This is a genomic window from Bifidobacterium aerophilum (genome assembly GCF_010667685.1).
Taxonomy (GTDB): Bacteria; Actinomycetota; Actinomycetes; order Actinomycetales; family Bifidobacteriaceae; genus Bifidobacterium; species Bifidobacterium aerophilum.
Genome location: NZ_WHZW01000007.1, coordinates 21,526 through 42,618 on the forward strand (window position 1 = coordinate 21,526; position 21,093 = coordinate 42,618).

Consider the following 21,093-nt stretch of genomic DNA (forward strand, 5'->3'; position numbering starts at 1 on the left):
GCCGGGGCGATGTGAGATGACCACATGGCGAGAAACAACCGACCAAAGTGCGATTGAATGCGCTTGAGTTGTCCAAGTGATCAGATATCACAGTAAGCCGATGGCACGGTGGGTTGATGCCCAGCCTTGAGGCCGAAACGTTGAAGAGAACGGGAAGTAGGAGGTTGGCTCTTGGCTCTTCTGGATGATGTCAAAAGCGAACTCGCCGCAATCGATAACGAACTTCCTGCCGCCCGCAAGGCGCAGGTCACCTCGATGATTCGTTTCGGTGGCGGATTGAGGCTCGTGCAGCGGCAGATCATCGTGCAAGCCCAATTCGATTCGTTGGAAGCTGCGAAGTGGCTCCAGGAGAACATCAAGGATCTGTACGGCCATGAAGCGGTGCTGACCCAGGTCGCCCGTCAGACCCCGAGCGGCACCGTGCAGCGTTATCTGGTGCACGTGGATCGGGGCGGAGCCGCCCTTGCGTTGCAGACCGGCCTGTTGGACCGTCGCAAGCAGCTCGTGCGCGGTCTGCCCGCCGAGATCGTCAACGGCAATATCGCACAGGTCAAGGCCGCGTGGCGCGGGGCGTTCCTTGCCCACGGCGGGCTGTCCGACCCGGGCAAGGCCAGCTATCTGGAGATCACCTGTCCGTGCAACGAGGCGGCCCTCGCCTTGGCGGGCGCCGCCCGGCGTCTGGGCATCGGAGCGAAGCCGCGGCAGTTGCGCAGCTCGGAACGCGTGACGCTCAAGGATCCCGATGCGATCGAACGCATGCTCAACCTCATGGGCGCCCCGCGTTCCGCGCGTGAATGGACCGGCAAGCGCTCCGACGGGGAAGCCCGTGGCAAGGCGAACCGTCTGGCGAATTTCGACGACGCGAACATGCGTCGTAGCGCCAAGGCTGCGGCCGAAGCCAGCGAAAAGGTGCGCAAGGCGTTCGAAATTCTCGGCGACGAGGTGCCGGACAACCTCAAGGCCGCCGGACAGCTGCGTCTTGATCACGGCGATGCAAGCCTCGAAGAGCTCGGACGTCTGGCTGATCCGCCGATCACCAAGGATGCGATCGCCGGTCGTATCCGTCGCCTGCTGCAGCTGGCCGACAAGACCGCCAAGGCGCGCGGCATCAGCTTCTGATCGTCCCGCACGCATTTCTTCATGCAAAACACCGCCTCGCTTCGCGCGAATGGCGGTGTTTTTGTTCGTTCGGCCTTGTATCATCGCTTATGGCGTATCCACGTCACCACTCTTCCCGCGGGACGGGGCGCATACTCCGAAACGCGTGGTTAGGAAAGGATATTCATGAAGACACTCAAGGATCTTGGAGATCTCAAGGGCAAGCGCGTTCTGGTTCGCGCCGATTTCAACGTCCCGCTGGACGGCACCACGATCACCGATGACGGTCGTATCAAGGCCGCGCTGCCGACCATCAAGACTCTGCGCGAAGAAGGCGCGAAGGTCATCCTGATGGCTCACCTCGGCCGCCCGAAGGGCAAGGTCGTCCCCGAGCTGTCCCTGGCTCCGGTCGCCGCCCGTCTCGGCGAGCTGCTTGGCATCACCGTGCCGCTGGCCAAGGACACCTACGGCGAGGACGCCCAGGCCAAGGTCGCCGCCATGAACGACGGTGACGTGGTGCTTCTCGAGAACGTGCGCTTCAACCCGGAGGAGACCAGCAAGGATCCTGCCGAACGCGCCGCCTACGCCAAGAAGATCGCCGCCCTCGGCGAGGCCTTCGTCTCCGACGGCTTCGGTGTCGTGCACCGCGCTCAGGGCTCCAACTACGACGTGGCCGCCGATCTGCCGGCCGCCGCGGGCCTGCTGGTCGAGAAGGAAGTCAAGGCCCTGTCCAAGGCCACCGAGAACCCGGAGCGTCCGTTCACCGTCGTGCTCGGCGGCTCCAAGGTCTCCGACAAGCTCGGCGTGATCGAGAACCTGCTCGACAAGGCCAACCGTCTCGTCATCGGCGGCGGCATGGTGTTCACCTTCCTCAAGGCCAAGGGCTACGAGGTCGGCACCTCCCTGCTCGAGGAGGATCAGCTCGACAAGGTCAAGGGCTACATCGAGACCGCCGAGAAGAACGGCGTCGAGCTCGTGCTGCCGACCGACATCGTCGTGAACCCGGGCTTCCCGGCCGGTGACACCCCGGTCGCCCCGGAGGTCGTCCCGGCCGACGCCATTCCGGCCGACAAGATGGGTCTTGACATCGGCCCGGAGTCCCAGAAGCTGTTCCACGACAAGATCGTCGACTCCAAGACCGTCGTGTGGAACGGCCCGATGGGCGTGTTCGAGATCGCCGCGTTCGCCGACGGCACCAAGGCCGTGGCCCAGGGCCTCGTCGACGCGACCAAGGCCGGCGCGTTCACCATCGTCGGCGGCGGCGACTCCGCCTCCGCGGTGCGCAACCTCGGCTTCCCGGAGGACGGCTTCTCGCACATCTCCACCGGTGGCGGCGCGTCCCTCGAGTTCCTCGAGGGCAAGGAGCTGCCGGGCCTGAAGGTGCTCGAGTAAATTTCCGATAGGATCGCGAACGGCTCCCTGATACTCGGGGAGCCGTTCGGTTTTTCAACGACAATCCAGCCGAAAGGAACGCATACATGGCATCACGCATCCCGCTCGTGGCCGGCAACTGGAAGATGAACTTCGACCATCTGGAAGCCACCTATTTCGTGCAGAAGCTTGTCTGGCTGCTGCGCGACGCGCATTTCGACTACAAGCGCTGCGAGATCGCCCTCATGCCGTCCTTCACCTCCATCCGCAGCGTGCAGGTGCTCGTCGAAGCCGACAACCTGAACATTCGCTACGGCGCCCAGTCCGTCTCCGTCACCACGCAGGGCGCGTTCACCGGAGACGTGTCCGCGGACATGCTCGCCGCCCTGGGTTGCACATACGTCATCGTCGGCCATTCCGAACGCCGCAAATACCATCCCGAGGACGACGCGAACATCGTCGACCAGGTGCGCGCGGTGCTCGCCGCGGGCATGCGACCCATCCTGTGCGTCGGCGAAAGCTACGAGGAGCGCCGGCAGGGCATCGAGCTCGATTTCGCGGTCGGACAGGTGCACGACGTCACCCGCGACCTGTCCAGCGATCAGGCGGCGAAGCTCGTCATCGCCTACGAGCCGGTGTGGGCGATCGGCACAGGCATGGTCGCCACCCCGCAGACCGCGCAGGACGCGGCCAAGGCGATTCGGGACGATCTCGCCGCGACCTTCGACCAGGACGTCGCGCAGACCGTGCGCATCCTGTACGGCGGTTCGGTCAGCTCCGCCAACGCCGTCGAACTCATCGGGGAGCCGGACGTGGATGGCTTCCTCATCGGCGGCGCCGCGCTGGACGCCGACGAACTCGCCAGGATCGCGCGGCTTACGCTCAAGGCGGTGTCCCGTTAGTCGGTCGGTTCCAGCAGGAACCGGAGGGAACGCGAACGGATCCGGACCTCATGAAACGCGCGAACGACCGACCTGGCATGGGCGCAATGCCGTTTCGTGATACGGATATCCGCGTTTGTTCAGTACCTTGCGCTATGGTATAGGGCAGTGTGATTTAGAACTGGAGGTTCTCATATGTCCGCTTGGGCCATCGTCAAGCTTGTGCTGCAGATCATCGTCGTCATCTTCAGCCTCCTGCTCACCCTGCTCATCCTCATGCACAAGGGCAAGGGCGGCGGCCTGTCCGACATGTTCGGCGGCGGTCTGACCCAGAACGCCGGCTCCTCGGGCGTCGCCGAGAAGAACCTGAACCGTTGGACCGTCGTCATCGCCCTGCTGTGGGTCGCGATCATCATCGCCCTCGGCCTGATGACGAAGTTCAACCTCGTCTGACACCCCTCGATGTCGTTCATGAGCCATGATCCTTGCCGGTCATGGCTCATTTTTATGAGATAGGAAAGGATTCCCATGGTCACCGCAAACCGCAACCGAGTCGTCATCGTAGGCACCGGGCAGGTGGGTTCCACGGCCGCGTTCGGCATTGTCACGCACGGCCTGTGCAACGAATTGGTGCTCATCGACCATTTCGCCGACAAGGCGCTGGGGGAGGCCCGCGACCTTGACGACGGCAGCGAATTCCAGGACCGTCACGTCAAGGTGCGCGTCGGCGACTACTCCGACTGCAAGGATGCGGACATCGTCGTCATCACCGTGGGCCGCAAGCCGCCGGCGAACTCCAACCGCATGGCCGAACTGGGCTTCACCGTCGGCCTGGTCGGCGACGTGATCGACCATGTCATGGCCTCCGGGTTCGACGGAGTGATCGTCATGGTGTCCAATCCGGTCGACGTGATGGCCTGGTATGCGTGGAAGCGCTCCGGACTGCCCCGCACGCAGGTGCTCGGCACCGGCACCGCGCTCGACACGTCGCGCCTCAAGACCATCATCGGCGAGGAGACCGGCCTCGATCCCCGCAATGTGGGCGGCTTCGTCATGGGCGAGCACGGCAACTCCCAGTTCGCCGCCTGGTCCACCGTCTCGCTCGGCGGCAAGCCGTTCGCGAAATTCCTCGCCGACAACCAAAGCCGGTTCTCGTCCGTGTCCACCGCCGAGGTCGAAGAGAAGACGCGCCGTCGCGGCGACGAAATCGTCAGGACCAAGGGCGGCACGAACTTCGGCATCGCCTCCACCGTCGCCGGCATCGTGCAGACGATCCTATGGGACGAGCGCCGCATCGTACCCGTCTCCACGCTGCTCGACGGCGAATACGGGGAACACGACGTGTTCCTCGGCGTGCCCACCGAACTGCGCGCGAACGGCGCGAACGAGATCGTCGAACTCGATCTGGCCGACGACGAGCTCGCCAAGCTCCATCGTTCCGCACAGATCGTCCGCGAACACTGCGAGGGTCTGCTGTGACGGGCCGCCTCGACGACGGGCGCAACAGCGGCCGGTTCCGTCTCGTCGTCACCGATCTCGACGGCACGCTGCTGCACGACGGAGAAACGTTCGAACAGCGGTCCATCACCGACCGGGCCGTCGCGACCATCGAACGCATGCATGACCACGGCATCGGGTTCGCGATCGCGACGGCCCGTCCGGTCAGCACCGGACTCGCGTTCGCCGACAGGCTGCCGGTCGACGCGGTCATCTACCTGAACGGGGCCCTGATCGACTTCGATCCGTCGCATTCCGATTTCGACCTGCTCACCGGCAGGCGTCCGGCGGCGGACGGGCATCTGGTCAAGATCGGGTTCCCGTCCGCCCGTGCCTGCGAGGTCTGCCGTGACTTCCTGCGCGAACTGCCCGGGCTCAAGGTCGGCATCGTCATGGACGACGTGCGGTACACGAACTTCGACGTCAGCGTGTACTGGAAGACGCAGACCTGGCGGTACACGGATTTCTCGGACGGCGACATCCCGGACGGCGTGGCCGACAAGATCACCGTGTTCCCTGACGAGGAACAGTGGAAGCAGCTGGGGCCGTTGGTTCCGGATGATTTCGACGTGCACGTCTCCGAGGGCACGATGTGGATGCTGATGAGTCCCGACGCCAACAAGGCGCATGCGCTGCGGATCGTGTGCGACCGGCTGGGCGTGCCGTTGGAACAGGCCGTCACGTTCGGCGACGACGTGATCGACATCGCGATGATGGAGGAATCCGGCTTGGGCGTGGCCGTGGCGAACGCGAATCCGAAGGTGCTCGACATCGCCGATGCGGTCTGCCCGAGCAACAACGAGGACGGCGTGGCGCAGTGGATCGAAACGAACCTGCCGTGACGGCATGATGCGCGTGGTCGCGTTCCACGTAACGGAATCACGCGCATCGACCGCATCGACTGCACGCTAACCTGTTGTGCGTAACGTACGCACGCAAACACAGGAGTGAATATGTCACTGGCCATACGAGTCATCCCATGTCTGGACGTCGATGCGGGGCGCGTGGTCAAGGGCGTGCATTTCGAGAACCTGCGCGATGCCGGCGATCCGGTCGAGCTCGCGGCCGAATACTACCGTCAGGGCGCCGACGAGCTCACGTTCCTCGACGTGACCGCGTCGAGCTCGCATCGTCAGACCATGATCGACGTGGTGGCCCGTACCGCCGAACAGATCTTCATCCCGCTCACCGTGGGCGGCGGCGTGCGCACGCCCGAGGACGTCGATTCTCTGCTGCGTTGCGGAGCCGACAAGGTCGGCGTCAATACGGCCGCGATCAACGATCCCACGCTGATCAGCCGGGTGGCCGACCGGTTCGGCAACCAAGTGCTCGTGCTGTCCGTCGACGCCAGACGCGAGCGCGGCGAACAGCATACGCAGTCGGGTTTCGAGGTGACCACGATGGGAGGCCGCAAATCCACCGGCATCGATGCGATCTGGTGGGCCAAGCGGGCCGAGGAACTGGGCGCAGGGGAGATCCTGCTCAATTCGATGGATGCCGACGGCACGCAGCAGGGCTTCGACCTGGAGATGATCCGCGCCGTGCGCAAGGAAGCGAAGATCCCGATCATCGCATCGGGCGGAGCCGGCAAGGCCTCCGATTTTCCTCCCGCCATCGAGGCCGGAGCGGACGCGGTGCTCGCCGCGTCGATCTTCCATTACGGCAAGGTCACCATCGGCGAAGTCAAGGACGAGCTGCGCCGTGCCGGATACACCGTGCGCTGAACGGCGAGGCAGACCTCAAGACACACACGTCATGGCGAAATTCGTTTCGTCATCATCGTCATCACAAGGAAACCGGAGAACATGGAATACGATAACGACACGACGCTCGACCCCCGTATCGCGCAGCGACTGAAGCGCGACGCCAAGGGTCTGGTCGCCGCGGTCATCCAGCAATACGATACGCACGAAGTGCTGATGGTCGGCTATATGAACGACGAGGCGCTGCGTCGCACGCTCACCACCGGACGGGTCACGTTCTGGTCACGTTCGCGGCAGGAATACTGGCGCAAGGGCGACACGTCGGGACATGTGCAGTATGTGAAATCGGTGTCGTTGGATTGCGACGGCGACGCATTGCTCGTCGAGGTCGATCAGGTGGGCGCGGCCTGCCATACCGGCAAGCGCAGCTGTTTCCTCGAAGGCGGCCCGCTGCCGTGCGTCGAAGGGCATCGGACCATACAGCAGGAACGTGAATCGCGGCGGGAGGCAAACGCATGAGCAAGTGCAGCGTCGAACATCTGACATGGGGCGCGACCTGGCCGAGCCGCGAACAGTTCCATGAACTGGCCGACGAGGGCTACCGCGTCATTCCCATCGTGCGCCGGCTGCTCGCCGATTCGCTGACCCCCGTCGGGTTCTACGAGCGTCTCGCCGGAGGACGAAGCGGCACGTTCATCCTCGAGTCGGCCGAATACGGCGGCACGTGGAGTCGTTACAGCTTCATCGGCGTGCATTCGATGGCGCAGTTGCGTTCGAACGAAGGCAAGGCCGACTGGCTGGGCAAGGTTCCCTCCGGAGTGCCGACCGAAGGCGACGTGATCGAGGTCGCGCACTCCGCGCTTAAAACGTTGAAGGCCCCCCATGTGGACGGTCTGCCGAACCTGACCAGCGGCCTGGTCGGCACGGTCGGCTGGGACGCGATTCGTCATTGGGAACCGACGCTGCGTGCCGAGGCGCCGAACGAGACCGGACAGCCGGAAACGGTGCTCGCCTTGGCGACCGATATCGCCGTGGTCGATCACGTCTCCGGTTCGGTATGGCTCATCGCGAACGCGGTGAACGTCGACGACAAGCCGACCCGTGCCGACGCCGCCTACGACGAGGCCGTCAAGCGACTTGATCGCATGCAGCGCGATGCGGCCACTCCCACGGCCGGGGAAGCGCGCGTCAACGTGCTCGACGAATCCGTGCCCCAGCCCGAACTGCGGTTCCGCACCGAGAAAGGCCATTACGAGCAGGCCGTCGAGGCGGCCAAGCGGCACATCGTCGACGGCGACGTGTTCCAGGTCGTCATCTCGCAGCGGCTCGACATCGATTCGCCGGCCGATCCGTTCGACGTGTACCGCGTCCTGCGTACGCTCAACCCGAGTCCGTACATGTACTTCATGGCGCTCACCGACGCGCAGGGGCGCAACTTCAACGTGATCGGATCCAGTCCGGAAACGCTCATCAAGGTCGACAACGGCCATGCGATGACGTTCCCGATCGCCGGTTCCCGCCCTCGCGGCGCCACTCCGGAGGAGGACGCGCGACTCGCGAAGGAGCTGCTCGCCGATCCGAAGGAACGCAGCGAGCACATCATGCTCGTCGACCTCGCCCGCAACGATCTGAGCCGCGTGTGCGATCCGACCACCGTCGAAGTGGTGTCGCTCATGGACATCAAGCGGTTCAGCCACATCATGCACATCTGCTCGACCGTCACCGGACGCGTGAACCCGGCCATGACCTCATTCGACGTGTTCACGTCCGCGTTTCCCGCCGGCACGTTGTCCGGTGCGCCCAAGCCGCGCGCGATCGAGATCATCGACGAACTGGAACCCGCAGACCGCGGCATTTACGGCGGTACCGTCGGTTACTTCGATTTCTCCGGCAACCTCGACATGGCCATCGCGATCCGTACCGCGTTCATCCGTGACCATGAGGCCAGCGTGCAGGCGGGAGCCGGCATCGTGCTCGACTCCGTACCCTCCACCGAATGGCAGGAGACGCGCAACAAGGCCGAGGCCAGCGTCGAAGCGGTGAAGATCGCCGCACAGCTGCGCGAACTGTAACGCACCGCACGGCCGCAATCAGCCAGAATGACCCCCATGCATACCTTGGTAAAAGGTACAGCATGGGGGTCATCATCTCGTATGCTGGGACGAACCAAACGCGGCACATCCAGTCGAGGGGTGTTCCCGGTAACTGACGGCCAGCCCCTGATCGGCATGATCACATTCCGATGACATTCCCGATGGAATAATCAGATGATATGGGTCATTTCATTTCTCGTTGGCTGATATTGACGATCGCTGCGGGCGTCATGGTCGCCCTGCTCCCCGGCATGGAGGCGGTCGGTGAACCGCCGATCCTCGGCATCGCGGCGTTCTCGCTGTTCCTCGCGTTGATCAACGCGTCGATCAAACCCGTCGTGCACCTGCTCGCCCTGCCGATCTCCATCCTGAGCTTCGGCCTGTTCGCGTTGATTCTCAACTGGCTGTTCATGGAACTTGCCTCATGGCTGGCACTCACCCTGTTCGACGTGGGCGTGATCATCCACGGATTCTGGTGGTCGGTCCTCGGTTCGCTCATCATGGCGATCGTCTCCGGACTGGTCGGCGACGTCATCGGCGAATAACCATTTCCGGCGATCTCGATGTCGCGCGCCAGACACAGCCAACCGAATGCTCCGGGAAATCCGTCGATCCGTCGTCAGATCAGCACACCGTCGCAGTGGTCGATCTCATGCTGAATGATCTGCGCGGTGAAACCGTCGAACGTGGCGGTGACCTCGCGGAATCGGCGCGTCTGGTACGTGACGGTGATCCTCTCATACCGGACGGCCGTGCGCATGCCGGTCAGTGACAGGCAACCTTCCTCGGTTTCGTATTTGCCGGATCGTTCGACGATCCGCGGATTGAACATGACCATGTTCCGTCCGGTCGCCTCGTCCGCGAACACGATGATCCGCTTGGACACGCCGATCATGTTCGCCGCCATGCCCACGCACGAATCGGCGTGCGCGGCAAGCGTGTCCGCCAGATCGACGCCGACGGTCAGATCGTCTTCGTTCGCAGGTCCGGACGGCCGGCTCAGGAATCGTTCGTCGGTCATGATCGGCTGTTGCATGGTCGTTCCTTTCCGCTGATGCGATGCGTTCTCTGTAAGCTGCATGGTACCAGCCATCATTACCCGACTTATTCGAGGCGGTCCCGATGAACGACAAAACCATTACCTTGCGTACGTTGAGACGCGACGACTATCCCGTCATCGCCGATATGTTGCGCCGCATGTGGTACGACGATCCCGGCATGAGTCCGTCATGCGCCCGCCGGCTCGCCATGATCGACCTGCACCACAGTCTGGATTGCTCGGATGACGCCGTCGTCGCGCAGCACAACGGAACGGCACGGTGTCCGGCATCATCACGACGCGCATCGACAAGAGTGATCCGTATCCGCGCGCACCACGCCGCGCGCATCGGTCCCGACGGCATCGTCTGCGCGTCATCGGTTTGGCGATGCCGTTGCTGCTGTCCGTCGAAGGAAGACATGGACTGCATGAGATGCTGTCGCTGTCTCGCGTCGACGCGCGATTGCTGCACGGGTTGCGCTCGCGGTTCGACGCGGAAGTGACGTTGTTGCTGGTCGGCGATGCCGCGCGCGGGCACGGCGTAGGACGCGCATTGTTCGATCATGCGATAAGCCGGTTCCATGATACCGGAGTGAACCGGTATTTTCTGTTCACCGACACGAGTTGCAATGTCGGCTTCTACGAGCATCGGGGCTTGTCCCGGTTGCGTGAGCGACGGGCGGCCCTGCGAGGCGGAGTCGCGGAAACGTTCTACCTCTACGAAGGCCGGTCGTAGGCTTCGCCATTCCTCGATCGTCTTCGAATGATGACCGACGACTCCTGCAGCCCTGTCAAGACGCATAGAAGATGTGTTCATGACGTGGTGCAGGCGGTTGTGACCCCCTGCACCAGTTGCCATCCGTACCTTAGAGCTCGGCTTGCTCCCATCGTGCGGGCAGGGGGATGTTTCTCGTCGAAGTAATGCAGGCGAGCATCAGGCTGATGGCCGCGCATGCGACGACGAGCAGCATGACCGCGCGGAAACCAAGTTCGGGCGCTTGCAGCAGCCAGCCGACCAGTGCTGGCGTCAACGCTCCGGGAACGCCGATCGTGGTTTCGAACACGGTGGACACCCTGCCCTGCATGTGGTCCGGGGTGCGCCCGTAGATGAAGCCGAGTTCGCCGGCGTTCAACGCGGGGAACAGCAGGGATGCGACGCTCATGCACGAGACGATCACACCGTACGAGTCGGTGAACAGCAACGGGACCATCGCGAGCGTGAACACGGCGAAGGTGAGGATGATGAGTCTGCCGGTCGGGATGTGGTCGACCAGCCGGCCGGCGGCCAGCGATCCGATCAGAGCCGCGATGCCGGTGGCCGTGCCTACCAGGCCGATGAGGGCCGCGTCCGTGCCCTGTGCGGCGAGCATGATCTGCACGCCGATGATGCTCCCGTAGCAGGCGACGTTGATGACCGCGCCTTGGACGATGGCGGCGAGGATCGTCCGTCTGGTCAGCGTCCATTGCCAGCCTTCGACGAACTGGATGAGGAACGACGGAGCGGTTGGTTGTTCGTCGCCTTGCCGGTCTGCTGATGACGCATCCTCCGACGCGGGTGTGGGTGTGGGTGACGTTTTCTTCGGCAGCATCAGTGCGGTGAGCGCGGCGGCCAGATACAGTACGGTGGAGGCGAGGAACGGGAACCATCCGGCGATCCGGTACAGCAGTCCGCCGATCGCGCCGCCGGACAATTCGACGCAGGATTCGCGCGCCTCGCGTATCGCCTGTGCTTTGGCGAAGCGTTCCATCGGCACGATCGACTTGAGCATCGCGTCGTTGGACGGTCCCAACAGGCCGTTCATCACGGCGAACAGGACGACGAACAATGCGAACATCGTCGTGTCCATCATGTCGGTGGCAAGCAGGACGGTCGTCGCAAGGGACAGGCCCATGCCGGCGCAACCGAGCAGGATCATCAGCCGTCGGCGGTCGTGTCGGTCGGCGATCGCGCCGCCGATCGACATCAGCATCAGTCCTATGGCCGATTCGATGGTGACCAGCAGACCGGAGACGAACGTCGAGCCGGACAGGGCGAGGCCGATCAACGGTATGGCGAACGTGTGCAGGCTGACCGCGAACACGTCGCTCGTGTCGGCGATAAGCCAGTTGCGATACGCGGCCAGGCTCCACAAGGAACGGGGGCTGCGTGCAGAGTCGGGGACGGCTTGGTTGGGTGAATGGACATCGGTGTTCATGGTGAAACTCGTTTCATGACGGCCATGAACGGCATACGACGGCCAACCGAATATGGCAGTCGCGGATTCCGTTCATGGGATGCGTTCGGAAATCAGGCATAACGACATATCGCGCGAGCCCGAACCGGCCCGCGGCGATAGGGGAGAGACGGGGAAACGAGCCGTCAACCCGCTTAGTCGTATGCGAAGGATTCCAGAACGACGTACATGCAAGTCTCCTATGACCGATGATGACGATGCTTCGTTTCAGGATCGTCTGACCGATACGTCCCGCAACGATTGATATAACCATGATAAACCGTGATGGGAGCGGGAACGATGTTTGCGGTATGTTCATGTCGACGATGGTTGACACCGCGTGGCCACGCTCCGTGGCATATCAGTGGCAAGATGTCCGTCTGTCAATCAATCGCATGACAATATTGCCGGTGATCGTCGTCTCGAAGAGACGAACTTCGCCGACATTCAGTAGTTGATCATTTCGAGTTCCGGTCCCAGATCCTCGGTTTGAGTACGGCCGGTCTCGTGGAAGCCGATGTGCCGATAGAAGCCCTGCGCGTTGGCGTTGAACCCGGCGACCCAGAGCACGAACCGGTCGTTGCCGATGGCCTGTTTGCCGGCCTCGACCAGCAGGCGCCCGACACCCTGCCGATGCCGGTCTGCCAGCACGTACAGCGAGGCAAGTTCCGCCGCTTCGGGCCGATCGATCGGCGAACGCGGCGTGCGCAGCAGTTCCGCGAACCCGATCACATGATCGCCGTCAAGCGCCACCAGCGTGATCTGATAGGGATCCTTGGCGTGGGCCTCGGTGAGTTTCAGCGCGAACCGCGGGGTAATGGCATCCACGATCTTCTGCGGAATCTTGCCTTGGTTGAGTTCCCGCCATGTTTGCGACTGCACTTGCGCCTTCTCCTCGAACCATCGAGGTTCGATCGGAGTGATACGAATCGTCATATCAGGCTTCCTTCCCGATGTTCTATGCCATGCTAGAGCCGTTCGGTGACCTTGAAATGTTCGAGTACGACGAGGGTGTCGTCGTCGATCGGGAACGTCGGGTCGGTGAAATAGGAGCGATATTCAGCGGAGTTCCAATACGCCTCGTGCGTGCGCAGCCATTGTGCCGAGGTCGTATCGCCTTCGCCTTCGGCCATCGCGTGCCGGTCGGTGACATCGGCCAGACGGGTCACTGTGACGTCGGTGACGGTCAATATCGCCACGCTTTTCCCGTCGGAATCGACCAGTACGGAACGATCGCCGATGCGGGGCAGAGGATCGCCGCATTCCGTATAGTCGATCAGCAGTGCGGTCGTGGCGGTCTTCATGCCGTCGAGAATCAGCCTGACCAGCCGATCACGTTCCGGTCCGGGCGTCATGAACTCGGCCTTCGGCAGATCCGCATATTCCGAAGGCAACGGCAAGAGTGACATCGTCGTATCGTCACTCATCGCGCATTGTTCCTTCGCTCGTGTCGATGCGAGTGTAGTATTCCCGCTCGTCCTCATGGTCGATGCGCGCGCCGCAATGCTGCTGCACCGCGAGGCTCGCCGGATTGGTTTTGTGCACGCTCAGATACGCTTCCTTGATTCCGAGTTCACGCGCCTTGGCGAGCGTGAGCTTCAATCCGGCGGTCGCGTAGCCGTGGCCGCGGTATTCGCGGGCGATGCCGTAGCCGATGTGGCCCGGCCCGTTGCGCAGGAAGTCGGTGAGTCGGTGGCGCAGGTTGAAGATGCCCACGTAGTCGCCTTCGTCGTTGACGAGGATGTATTTGGTGGCCGGCACCCAGCCGTCCGGCAGTCCGATGCCCAACGCTTCGTCGCGCAGACCCTGCACGTATGCGGCGAACCGTTCACGGCTCATGCCGGCCGCCGGGTTCTCGAATCCCGTCTCCTCCGCCGGGAACTTCGCGAACAGGTCGAACGCGCGCTCCGGGTCCGCCAGCCATGTCTCGATCAACTGCATAGTCGCCTCCCTCCCTTATTGCGATGTGGATTACATTACACTCGGTCAACCGGATTGCCGCGTTCTCGTTGTCTGCTGTCGTCTGAAGATGACGGATTCCGCTTCGATTGGCATGAATCCCGGATAGGCGGTCATCATGGAATCCGTCCGGCATGGTGCCGATCCGCGGAGTCCTGTGGTGGTTTGTCATGAATCCGTATCCGAATGGTCACGATGACCGGTCGCGTCAGCGTCGAACGACGGTCATCGTGCTTGCGTTGGTGGCGCTGTGCGGCGTGTTGGGCATCGTGCTGACCCCTCCGGGGTCGACACCGGACGTGTGGGCGCACGTGTACCGTGTGGACGCGATGCTCAACGGCGACGTGATCGCCCGCCCGGTACGCGCGGCGTCCGACTATCATCCCGACGCGGAACACAACACGGGCGGCTGGGTCGACGATGACGTGGTCGCGTTCTCGCTGGCCAACGATCGCCATTACGTATCCGGTTTGGTGAACGCCTCGTCCGTCACCGTACGCGACGGACAGCACAGCGAGGTGCCGTTCGACAACACCGCCGTGTATCCGCCGATCGCGTACCTGCCGCAGCTGGCCGCCTTCGCCGCCGGACGGCTGCTGCGATTGGACGCGACGTGGCGGTTCTATCTCGCCGAGGTGTTCCAGTTGGCCGTCTATCTCGCGGCGGTGTGGGTCGGACTGCGCTTGCCGGACGGGATTTCGCTCCGTTGGTTTCGTCTGTCGGCCGGGTTGTTGGCCGTGTGCCTGGCGGTGCCGGATTCGTTCATGTTCTCTCCCGACTCGACGGTGGTCGCACTGTCGCTGCCTTTGGCCTGCATGCTGGTCCGATGCCTGCAAGGCAATCGGCTCGGCGTCGGCGACTGCGTGCTGTTGTCCGGAACGACCGGGGTGCTGGCGTTATCGAAGTTCGCGTATGCGCCGTGTCTGCTCATGGCGTTGCTGCCGATGATCGTCCGTCGTCGTATGCCCATGCGTTCACGGCTTGTCCTCGTCACCGGGTGCGTGCTGCCGGTTATGTTGTTGCTGGCGTGGTTGAGACTTGGAACCGGGTTCGCCACGAACCCGTCGCGTGTCCCGTACGACGAGGTGCTGCGACGGCAACAGGAACTGCTAGCTGCTCCGCACAGGTTCCTGCCGCGGATGTTCTACAGCATCATTCACCTGCAGGGCTGGTCATGGTGGGAACCGCCACTGCTGTTCCGGTTTTGGACGCTTACCGTTGCGGCCCTGACGCTGACCGTCATCGTATGGAGACGTGATCGACAACGCCTGTTGTTCTGGCTGATGTCTTGGATATTGATCATGGGCTGCGTGACGTTGGTGTACGTGGCGATATGGACGCAGTTCACGCTGACTGGACAGGCCGGTGTCGTCGGCATCAACAGCCGATACTTCCTGCCGCTGGCCATGCAGTGTGTTGACGCGTTACGCGCGATCAGAGAGAACCTCGCACGGTAATTGGTTGCCATCGTTCGAGGGGTCGCCGGTATCGGTATGAATCGACTTCATCAGCCGCGATTCAATCGTGTTGCAATCAGATTTTTGGCTTGGCCGTCGGATCGCCGACTTCGTTCTCGTCCAGACCGACGGCGGTGAGGAAACTGCCTTTCAGATCGCCGCCGTTCATCTGCCAGCGACGATCGTTGATCGTGACGGTGGGCGTGGAGAAGCCGTTCCTGCCCGGAGCATAGAGTTCCGGACGAAGTATCGTATAATCGTCCGCCGCCTTCAGCCATGCCCGGTACCGGTATCGGCCATCGAAAGCTTTGTCCACTGTTGCCTTGTCTGCGCCGGCGTCGAGTGCCTGTTGTTTGAGCTGGTCGTCGGTCACGTTGCGGTATTCGCTGAGTTCGCCGGGCTGAAAGTCTTGCGCGTAGATGTTCATCAGATATCCGAGCAGATGGTCGGGGTTCGGGTCCTGCTGCGCGATCGTGACGGCCGCGTTGAACGCGCGGGTCGAATACTCATCGCTGCTTTTGTAATCCTGGAACGTCATGAAATGCAGATCGAGATTGATCTGCCCCGCGTCCAGCATGCTCTTGATCGTCGGATCGAGCGTGCGGCTCACCAATGCGCAGCCCGGGCACAACGGTTCCAGATACATGCCGACGGTCGGTACGTCGTCGATCTTGCTGCCGTACCCGTTCTTGGAGATCAGGATGCCTCCTTGGTCGTCCGCGATCGGCGGCTTGATCTTGACCTTACGCAAAGCATCATGTGCGGCCTGTTCCGATTGCGGAGCGTCCTCCGTGGCGGAACGATTGACCGACATGCTGCGATACAGAGCAACACTGCACACGGCCAGCAGAACGGCGATGATCGCGACGGTCAACATTCCGATGATGGTCTGCTGACGGCGTTCCGCCGCTGAAACCGTCATGCCGTTGCGAGAATTCTGTCGTTGCGTATTGCTGCGTTTCACCCCTCCATGATGAGTGCTCACGCGGGATCACGCTAATCGGAGGAGCATCTGTCAACCAAAGACGACACGAAACGGCATGTGACCGGCTGTCCGAGAAAGAATCCTCGTTGAATGTCACGATCTATTGCAGCGTCTTGCAATGAGGCTTGCAACGGGCCGAATACGCAGTCATGTCTGATATCATGATGACTTTATCTGCCAGCACCGCTTTCAGGAGGTTCACGATGTTGTCTACCGCTTGGGGCGACGAAAGCATCAGAAACAAGGATCTGGATCACCCTTGGTATCTGATGGGCGCATCTCTGATCGAGGGGAATCTGGACTCTATCAGAAGCGAACTCATGCGGTTGAAACCCGCCGGTGCGAAGAAACTGCACTGGCACGATATGACGCCACGATTCAAAAACGAGGTAATCAAATCCTTGGAGGGCATGGAATCGCTTCACATCATCGTGGTAGGCGAACGGATGACGCATATGAAGGACGAACGTGCGCGTCGCAAGTGTCTGGAACGGCTGCTTCCCATCCTTGAGGGCTACGGCATTGAACAGCTGGTCTTGGAAGCAAGGACCGATGTTCTGAATAAGGCGGATAACGCGCACAGAATGCAACTGGAGCGTATGGGTGTGGTCTCGCGAATCAGAATCACTCATATGCGAGGGGATGCCGAGCCGCTTCTGTGGCTGCCGGATCAGGCTCTTGGAGCGTATGTGGACACCAGACTGGGCTTGCAGGATTTCAATCTGTTCACCGACACCAAGGTCATCGACGAGCAGGTTGTATTGACGTAGATACGCGGAGACCGGGTCCCGTGAATCACGGGAGCACCGGTCTCAACTTCCATATCCCCGCAGGGCTGGCTCTAGGAATTATCTTATATCAGCCTGCTGACGTGATGCGTGCATGTCAACTACCGACGACATATGCGTCTGACTGCCGCCGCATAACCCATGATCAGGAAGACAAGCAGCCATAGGATCAACACCAGTATCCCGGTAAGTGGATGGCCTACCGCAGTCGCCTCGCGTATCGCCTCCGGATAGAACAGTTCATTCGTGGCAGGTATCAGATAGATGATGAACGGTTTGAGCAGCATGGGCACGAACACGTAGATGGACAGGCCGAGCAGCACGCTCCTTGCAAACAAGGACAGCGACAGCACTGCGATGCCGTTCGTCACCGCCAACAACAGGTATTGGAACACAAAGCGACCGGTATCGCCAATCCCATAGATGATGCCATTGCCGACGGTATTCAACACGGTCAGGAACAGTCCGGCGATGACAATGATCGCGGCTTTCCCCACCATCAGGTCATAGGCCATGCGGCAACGTCACGACGAGTATCAGCACGTTCAACAGTGACGGCAACAACGAGACGCCGGCGCAGTAGATCACGGTCGCGTGTACGTCCCCGATCGCGAACGGCCAAGGACGGTTGCGTATTACTGCATCTCACTCCTCCATGATGATTACCCACCCGGGATCACGCCAATCGAAGAGGTATTTGTCGTCCAAAGAAGACATGAGACGGCGGTAATCATTGCTAGCCAGGGTTACTCATCACAAAAACAAGCGGTTTCTCATCGGGATCAGCCCTGACCCTATGCCTGCGATTCCAAATAGTGTTTCCTAGCGTCGAGATTCGCAATGATCCCGCAGATGATTAGCCAGGTGACGAGTATGGCGGCGAGAGCGAGGAGCATCCACCACCAGATCATGCTCATGGTATTGATGTCACGGGCCGCGATCATGCCTACCACCACGTCCACCGGCATCAGGGAGACCAATACACCGCTGCCGAGGAACACGAACACGTATTTGCGGTGTATGTATTCCCATGTTTCATCCGAGGCGATGGTCCAACGGGTCTTGATGCCGATCTGGTAATTCCGCTCCAATCGGCCATTCCTTGCATCCCGATAGGCGGAAAAGCACAACTGCGCCGACCATGCAAACAAAGCAGTCAATATGATGAGCATGATTCGAATCCTTTCTTTCTGGTACTGTTCCATTTCAGAGGTAGACAGTGGTAACCATCATTTCTTTGGGTCGAAGACCGCCATCAACTGCGCGGTGTCGATGCTGTCGCGTAGCTGATGTCGACACCAGCGCAATGTCGGAAATCAGAACGCTCCTTCTCATCATGTCTCTCGTGTCTTGCGCAACAGATCTTTGGCGATGACCGAAACCACCACATACAGCACGCAAGGTAATGTCAGGCCCCACGCCAGATACTGCAGCGGCTGAATGTCAAATACCAAGGCGATGGTGAACATGTTGACGCACAAGTTGATGCAGATGACGAATGTTATCTTCGTTGCGATAGCGTCGGATCTATCGGCGAGCAACCGGTCACGGGCATCCGGTTCCAGCCGCTCGGCCACTTTGCCGCGATATGCGAATCCTCCTGCGGCAAGCGAGCCGGCGCCCAGCAGCAGAAACGTGACCGCCATTGATCCGGAGGTCCAGAACCATTCCACACTCCATCCGTACCGAATCAGGCCGCATACGGCCAATACGACGGAATACAGCGCAAGGGTTCCCGCCGCCGCGAATAGACGCCACCTTCCTTCGCTTATGCCCGCGTGCCCATTGCGGGAGTCTTGCATAGTGTTATCGGCCATGATTGGCCTCCTCTTCGAGGTTTGGCGCTTTCCATACATCAATGATGACTGCAGAAGGGGAATCGCGCCACTTATAGCAATCCCTGTCAACCAAAGACGACAATGGTAACGTCCGTTATCGTTTGAGGCCGCCAGTGATGCGAACTCCATAGTGACATGCGTTGTGCGCGCATACAACGTGCTGTCAAGCAATCGCATGACAGCGGATTCGGGAGTCTGGAATCGTATGTCTTACTGCTGAGATGGATCGGACGGCAAAGTCGCGTGCAGAACCCATGTGCCATCTTCGGCGGAGGTGTTGATCGAACCGCCAAGAGCGGCGAACCGGGTGCGATGCAGGGACAATCCTTTGCCTGAATGGGGCTTGTCCGGCAGGAGGGAGTGTTCGGCGATGTCGTTGACCTGATCGACGGACAGGCCGTCACGGTTGCGGCGCACGACCGTGTGGTATTCGCCGGACGGGTCGCCGTGCACCGCGATGTCGGTGTACAGCTCTCGCAATAGGTCGATCACGGCGGACTCACGTTCGCGAGTGACATCGTCCGCATCCGTCGACTTGCCCGCGGGTAGATTGTCGATCAGCGTCGACTCTCCAGCGAAACCAAGCTGGGACAGATATCGGTCGCCACGGTCCAGTACGTCGCGGATACGATCAGGAAACGCGGTGCAAGGCAAAGACGCTGCGACCGAGTTTTCGGTATCGTCGCCGCCGTGACCATTCCCGATAGAATCATGTTCCTTCCCGGTATCAGTGGCATCAGTGCCGTCACTGTTCCCGTCGAGCATGTCGATGACCGTGCGCACCTCGCCGAGCGTGTCGATCGTGCGTCGGTACAGATCATCGAACAACGCCGTATGTTGTTCGTCGTTCGCTGAACGCGACCGCTCGTAGTCCAATCGCATGGCCATGTATGCGAGATTGTTCGTCACCGCATCATGGATCCGGCTTGCTGCCCGTGCGTCGCGGCGCATGGCCTCCACACGGTCTCGCTCCCGCTCGTAACGCAGTTGATCCTGTTCTGCTTGCACGGCCACGGCTCTCCACGACATCGCGCGGCCGAACGCGTACACCACGAAGAACGACACCAGCAGCATCACGTAGTCGCCGAACGGGATGCCGGCGCGCGCCGCGACCATCCAACGCACCGCGGCGATCATTGGCGGCATCAGCATCCACCATCGCAACCTGCCGTATCGACCGACCGCCGCCAACGCGACCCACATGCCGTAGAACAGACTCGCCCCGCTCATGTCCGGCAGGAACGCGCACCCTACATACGTGACCGCGACCGCCACGCTCATCGGCAGCGGATAGAACGGCAACACCAAAAGACACAGTATGTGTATGACCGTCAGCACCGTGGTCGCCACGAGCTGCGCGGGATACTCGACCATCTCCAACACCGTCAACCCCGCGGACAACAGCACGACGCACCACATGACCGGCCCCACACCGGCGGCACGGACACGCTCACCCGCGCGGCGAACTAATCCTGCAGCATCAGCCATTCGGCCACCGCCTGCGTCCGGTTCCGCGCGCCCAGCTTCTTCGCCGCGCGCATCACATACGTCTTCACCGACGACTCGCCAACGCCAAGCATCTCGCCGATCTCACGCGAACTGCGCCCCTGCGCGCACAAGCGCATGACCTCACGCTCACGCTCCGTCAGAGACACAACGGCCGCGGGCGCAGTCGCCGAGCGTGTAGCGGAATCGATATCAGCGCCGGTACCTTCATGTTTCGCGAGCAGCGCATGCGACTGCGCGGCAGTCAGCTCGGACACATACCTGGTGCGCGGCATGCGACCGTTGGCCAGCGCGACCGCCGCCTCGCAGACATCCTTCACCCGCGCCTTGTCCATCACACACTGCGCACCCGCGGCCAACGCGTCGGCCGCGTAATGCTCCAGCGAGAACGACGTGACGCCGATCAACGCGACATCGGCCGTCGCCGCACGCACCTGCCGGCACACCTCGACGCCGCTCAACCCCTCCAACGACATATCCACCAGCAGCACATCCGGACGCGAATCGGCCGACAGGCAGCGGGCGACCGCATCCCGGCCACGCCGGCACGCCCACGTCACGTCGACCTCGGGAAGATCACGACGAACCAGCAACGTCAGCATCGTCAACGTCAACTGGTCGTTGTCCACCACCGCAAGGCGGAACCGTCTCCTGTCGTACATACG

24 protein-coding genes are annotated in these 21,093 nt (G+C 61.6%); 13 read left to right on the forward strand and 11 right to left on the reverse strand.

Features of this window, described 5'->3' with window-relative positions:
• Positions 1 to 171: 171 nt before the first annotated feature.
• The 10 genes from whiA (at position 172) to GFD25_RS04075 (ending at position 9,188) form a co-directional block, all read left to right on the forward strand.
• Complete coding sequence (whiA, locus tag GFD25_RS04030) at positions 172 to 1,119, forward strand: DNA-binding protein WhiA (protein WP_163230197.1); 948 nt, start codon at positions 172 to 174, stop codon at positions 1,117 to 1,119.
• 165 nt (positions 1,120 to 1,284) lie between these two features.
• Positions 1,285 to 2,490, forward strand: a complete 1,206-nt coding sequence (locus tag GFD25_RS04035; RefSeq protein WP_163230199.1) for a phosphoglycerate kinase — start codon at positions 1,285 to 1,287, stop codon at positions 2,488 to 2,490.
• A gap of 86 nt (positions 2,491 to 2,576) precedes the next feature.
• On the forward strand, positions 2,577 to 3,371 hold the full coding sequence (tpiA, locus tag GFD25_RS04040) for a triose-phosphate isomerase (protein ID WP_163230201.1): 795 nt from the start codon (positions 2,577 to 2,579) through the stop codon (positions 3,369 to 3,371).
• Positions 3,372 to 3,545: 174 nt separating this feature from the next.
• Positions 3,546 to 3,803 (forward strand): preprotein translocase subunit SecG, encoded by a 258-nt coding sequence (gene secG / locus GFD25_RS04045; RefSeq protein ID WP_163230203.1) that lies wholly within the window; start codon positions 3,546 to 3,548, stop codon positions 3,801 to 3,803.
• Positions 3,804 to 3,878: 75 nt separating this feature from the next.
• The gene (locus GFD25_RS04050; protein ID WP_163230205.1) at positions 3,879 to 4,829 is read left to right on the forward strand and encodes an L-lactate dehydrogenase; all 951 of its coding nucleotides are present in this window, start codon (positions 3,879 to 3,881) and stop codon (positions 4,827 to 4,829) included.
• Entirely contained in the window at positions 4,826 to 5,689 is an 864-nt protein-coding gene (locus GFD25_RS04055; protein ID WP_163230207.1) for an HAD hydrolase family protein, read from the forward strand. Before GFD25_RS04050 ends, GFD25_RS04055 begins: the two co-directional genes overlap by 4 nt.
• Before the next feature lie 111 nt (positions 5,690 to 5,800).
• On the forward strand, positions 5,801 to 6,571 hold the full coding sequence (gene hisF, locus GFD25_RS04060; RefSeq protein WP_163230209.1) for an imidazole glycerol phosphate synthase subunit HisF: 771 nt from the start codon (positions 5,801 to 5,803) through the stop codon (positions 6,569 to 6,571).
• An 81-nt stretch (positions 6,572 to 6,652) separates the two neighbouring features.
• Positions 6,653 to 7,069: a phosphoribosyl-AMP cyclohydrolase gene (gene hisI / locus GFD25_RS04065; protein WP_163230211.1), complete on the forward strand. Its 417-nt coding sequence runs from the start codon at positions 6,653 to 6,655 to the stop codon at positions 7,067 to 7,069.
• Positions 7,066 to 8,622 carry an anthranilate synthase component I gene (locus GFD25_RS04070; RefSeq protein ID WP_163230213.1) on the forward strand — a complete coding sequence of 519 codons (1,557 nt, stop codon included), beginning with the start codon at positions 7,066 to 7,068 and terminating at the stop codon, positions 8,620 to 8,622. Before hisI ends, GFD25_RS04070 begins: the two co-directional genes overlap by 4 nt.
• 200 nt (positions 8,623 to 8,822) lie before the next feature.
• Entirely contained in the window at positions 8,823 to 9,188 is a 366-nt protein-coding gene (locus tag GFD25_RS04075; RefSeq protein ID WP_163230215.1) for a phage holin family protein, read from the forward strand.
• A gap of 74 nt (positions 9,189 to 9,262) precedes the next feature.
• Here GFD25_RS04075 and GFD25_RS04080 read toward each other — a convergent pair whose 3' ends face one another.
• Complete coding sequence (locus GFD25_RS04080; RefSeq protein ID WP_163230217.1) at positions 9,263 to 9,679, reverse strand: peptide deformylase; 417 nt, start codon at positions 9,677 to 9,679, stop codon at positions 9,263 to 9,265.
• 283 nt (positions 9,680 to 9,962) lie between these two features.
• Between GFD25_RS04080 and GFD25_RS04085 the strand changes: the two genes are divergently transcribed.
• Positions 9,963 to 10,418 (forward strand): GNAT family N-acetyltransferase, encoded by a 456-nt coding sequence (locus tag GFD25_RS04085; protein ID WP_163230219.1) that lies wholly within the window; start codon positions 9,963 to 9,965, stop codon positions 10,416 to 10,418.
• 130 nt (positions 10,419 to 10,548) lie between these two features.
• Here the strand turns inward: GFD25_RS04085 and GFD25_RS04090 are convergent, their stop codons facing one another.
• From GFD25_RS04090 to GFD25_RS04105, 4 genes are all read right to left on the reverse strand, one after another.
• Positions 10,549 to 11,877 carry an MFS transporter gene (locus GFD25_RS04090; RefSeq protein ID WP_163230221.1) on the reverse strand — a complete coding sequence of 443 codons (1,329 nt, stop codon included), beginning with the start codon at positions 11,875 to 11,877 and terminating at the stop codon, positions 10,549 to 10,551.
• Between the two features lie 465 nt (positions 11,878 to 12,342).
• Entirely contained in the window at positions 12,343 to 12,831 is a 489-nt protein-coding gene (locus GFD25_RS04095; protein WP_163230223.1) for a GNAT family N-acetyltransferase, read from the reverse strand.
• 32 nt (positions 12,832 to 12,863) lie between these two features.
• Complete coding sequence (locus tag GFD25_RS04100; protein WP_239512396.1) at positions 12,864 to 13,322, reverse strand: ASCH domain-containing protein; 459 nt, start codon at positions 13,320 to 13,322, stop codon at positions 12,864 to 12,866.
• Complete coding sequence (locus GFD25_RS04105; protein ID WP_163230225.1) at positions 13,315 to 13,836, reverse strand: GNAT family N-acetyltransferase; 522 nt, start codon at positions 13,834 to 13,836, stop codon at positions 13,315 to 13,317. Before GFD25_RS04105 ends, GFD25_RS04100 begins: the two co-directional genes overlap by 8 nt.
• A gap of 188 nt (positions 13,837 to 14,024) precedes the next feature.
• Between GFD25_RS04105 and GFD25_RS04110 the strand changes: the two genes are divergently transcribed.
• The gene (locus GFD25_RS04110) at positions 14,025 to 15,311 is read left to right on the forward strand and encodes a DUF2142 domain-containing protein (RefSeq protein ID WP_163230227.1); all 1,287 of its coding nucleotides are present in this window, start codon (positions 14,025 to 14,027) and stop codon (positions 15,309 to 15,311) included.
• A gap of 76 nt (positions 15,312 to 15,387) precedes the next feature.
• Here GFD25_RS04110 and GFD25_RS04115 read toward each other — a convergent pair whose 3' ends face one another.
• Positions 15,388 to 16,233 (reverse strand): DsbA family protein, encoded by an 846-nt coding sequence (locus tag GFD25_RS04115; protein ID WP_163230229.1) that lies wholly within the window; start codon positions 16,231 to 16,233, stop codon positions 15,388 to 15,390.
• A gap of 212 nt (positions 16,234 to 16,445) precedes the next feature.
• Here GFD25_RS04115 and GFD25_RS04120 point away from each other — a divergent pair, with 212 nt between their 5' ends.
• Positions 16,446 to 17,066: a hypothetical protein gene (locus tag GFD25_RS04120; protein WP_163230231.1), complete on the forward strand. Its 621-nt coding sequence runs from the start codon at positions 16,446 to 16,448 to the stop codon at positions 17,064 to 17,066.
• Between the two features lie 119 nt (positions 17,067 to 17,185).
• Here the strand turns inward: GFD25_RS04120 and GFD25_RS04125 are convergent, their stop codons facing one another.
• The 5 genes from GFD25_RS04125 to GFD25_RS04145 form a co-directional block, all read right to left on the reverse strand.
• Positions 17,186 to 17,599: a hypothetical protein gene (locus tag GFD25_RS04125; protein ID WP_163230233.1), complete on the reverse strand. Its 414-nt coding sequence runs from the start codon at positions 17,597 to 17,599 to the stop codon at positions 17,186 to 17,188.
• A 279-nt stretch (positions 17,600 to 17,878) separates the two neighbouring features.
• Positions 17,879 to 18,256: an SdpI family protein gene (locus tag GFD25_RS04130; RefSeq protein WP_163230235.1), complete on the reverse strand. Its 378-nt coding sequence runs from the start codon at positions 18,254 to 18,256 to the stop codon at positions 17,879 to 17,881.
• Positions 18,257 to 18,418: 162 nt separating this feature from the next.
• Complete coding sequence (locus tag GFD25_RS04135; protein ID WP_163230238.1) at positions 18,419 to 18,901, reverse strand: hypothetical protein; 483 nt, start codon at positions 18,899 to 18,901, stop codon at positions 18,419 to 18,421.
• Between the two features lie 231 nt (positions 18,902 to 19,132).
• Complete coding sequence (locus tag GFD25_RS04140; protein WP_163230240.1) at positions 19,133 to 20,410, reverse strand: hypothetical protein; 1,278 nt, start codon at positions 20,408 to 20,410, stop codon at positions 19,133 to 19,135.
• Positions 20,389 to 21,090 (reverse strand): response regulator transcription factor, encoded by a 702-nt coding sequence (locus GFD25_RS04145; protein WP_163230242.1) that lies wholly within the window; start codon positions 21,088 to 21,090, stop codon positions 20,389 to 20,391. The genes GFD25_RS04140 and GFD25_RS04145 overlap by 22 nt, the downstream gene beginning before the upstream one ends.
• Between the last annotated feature and the right edge of the window lie 3 nt (positions 21,091 to 21,093).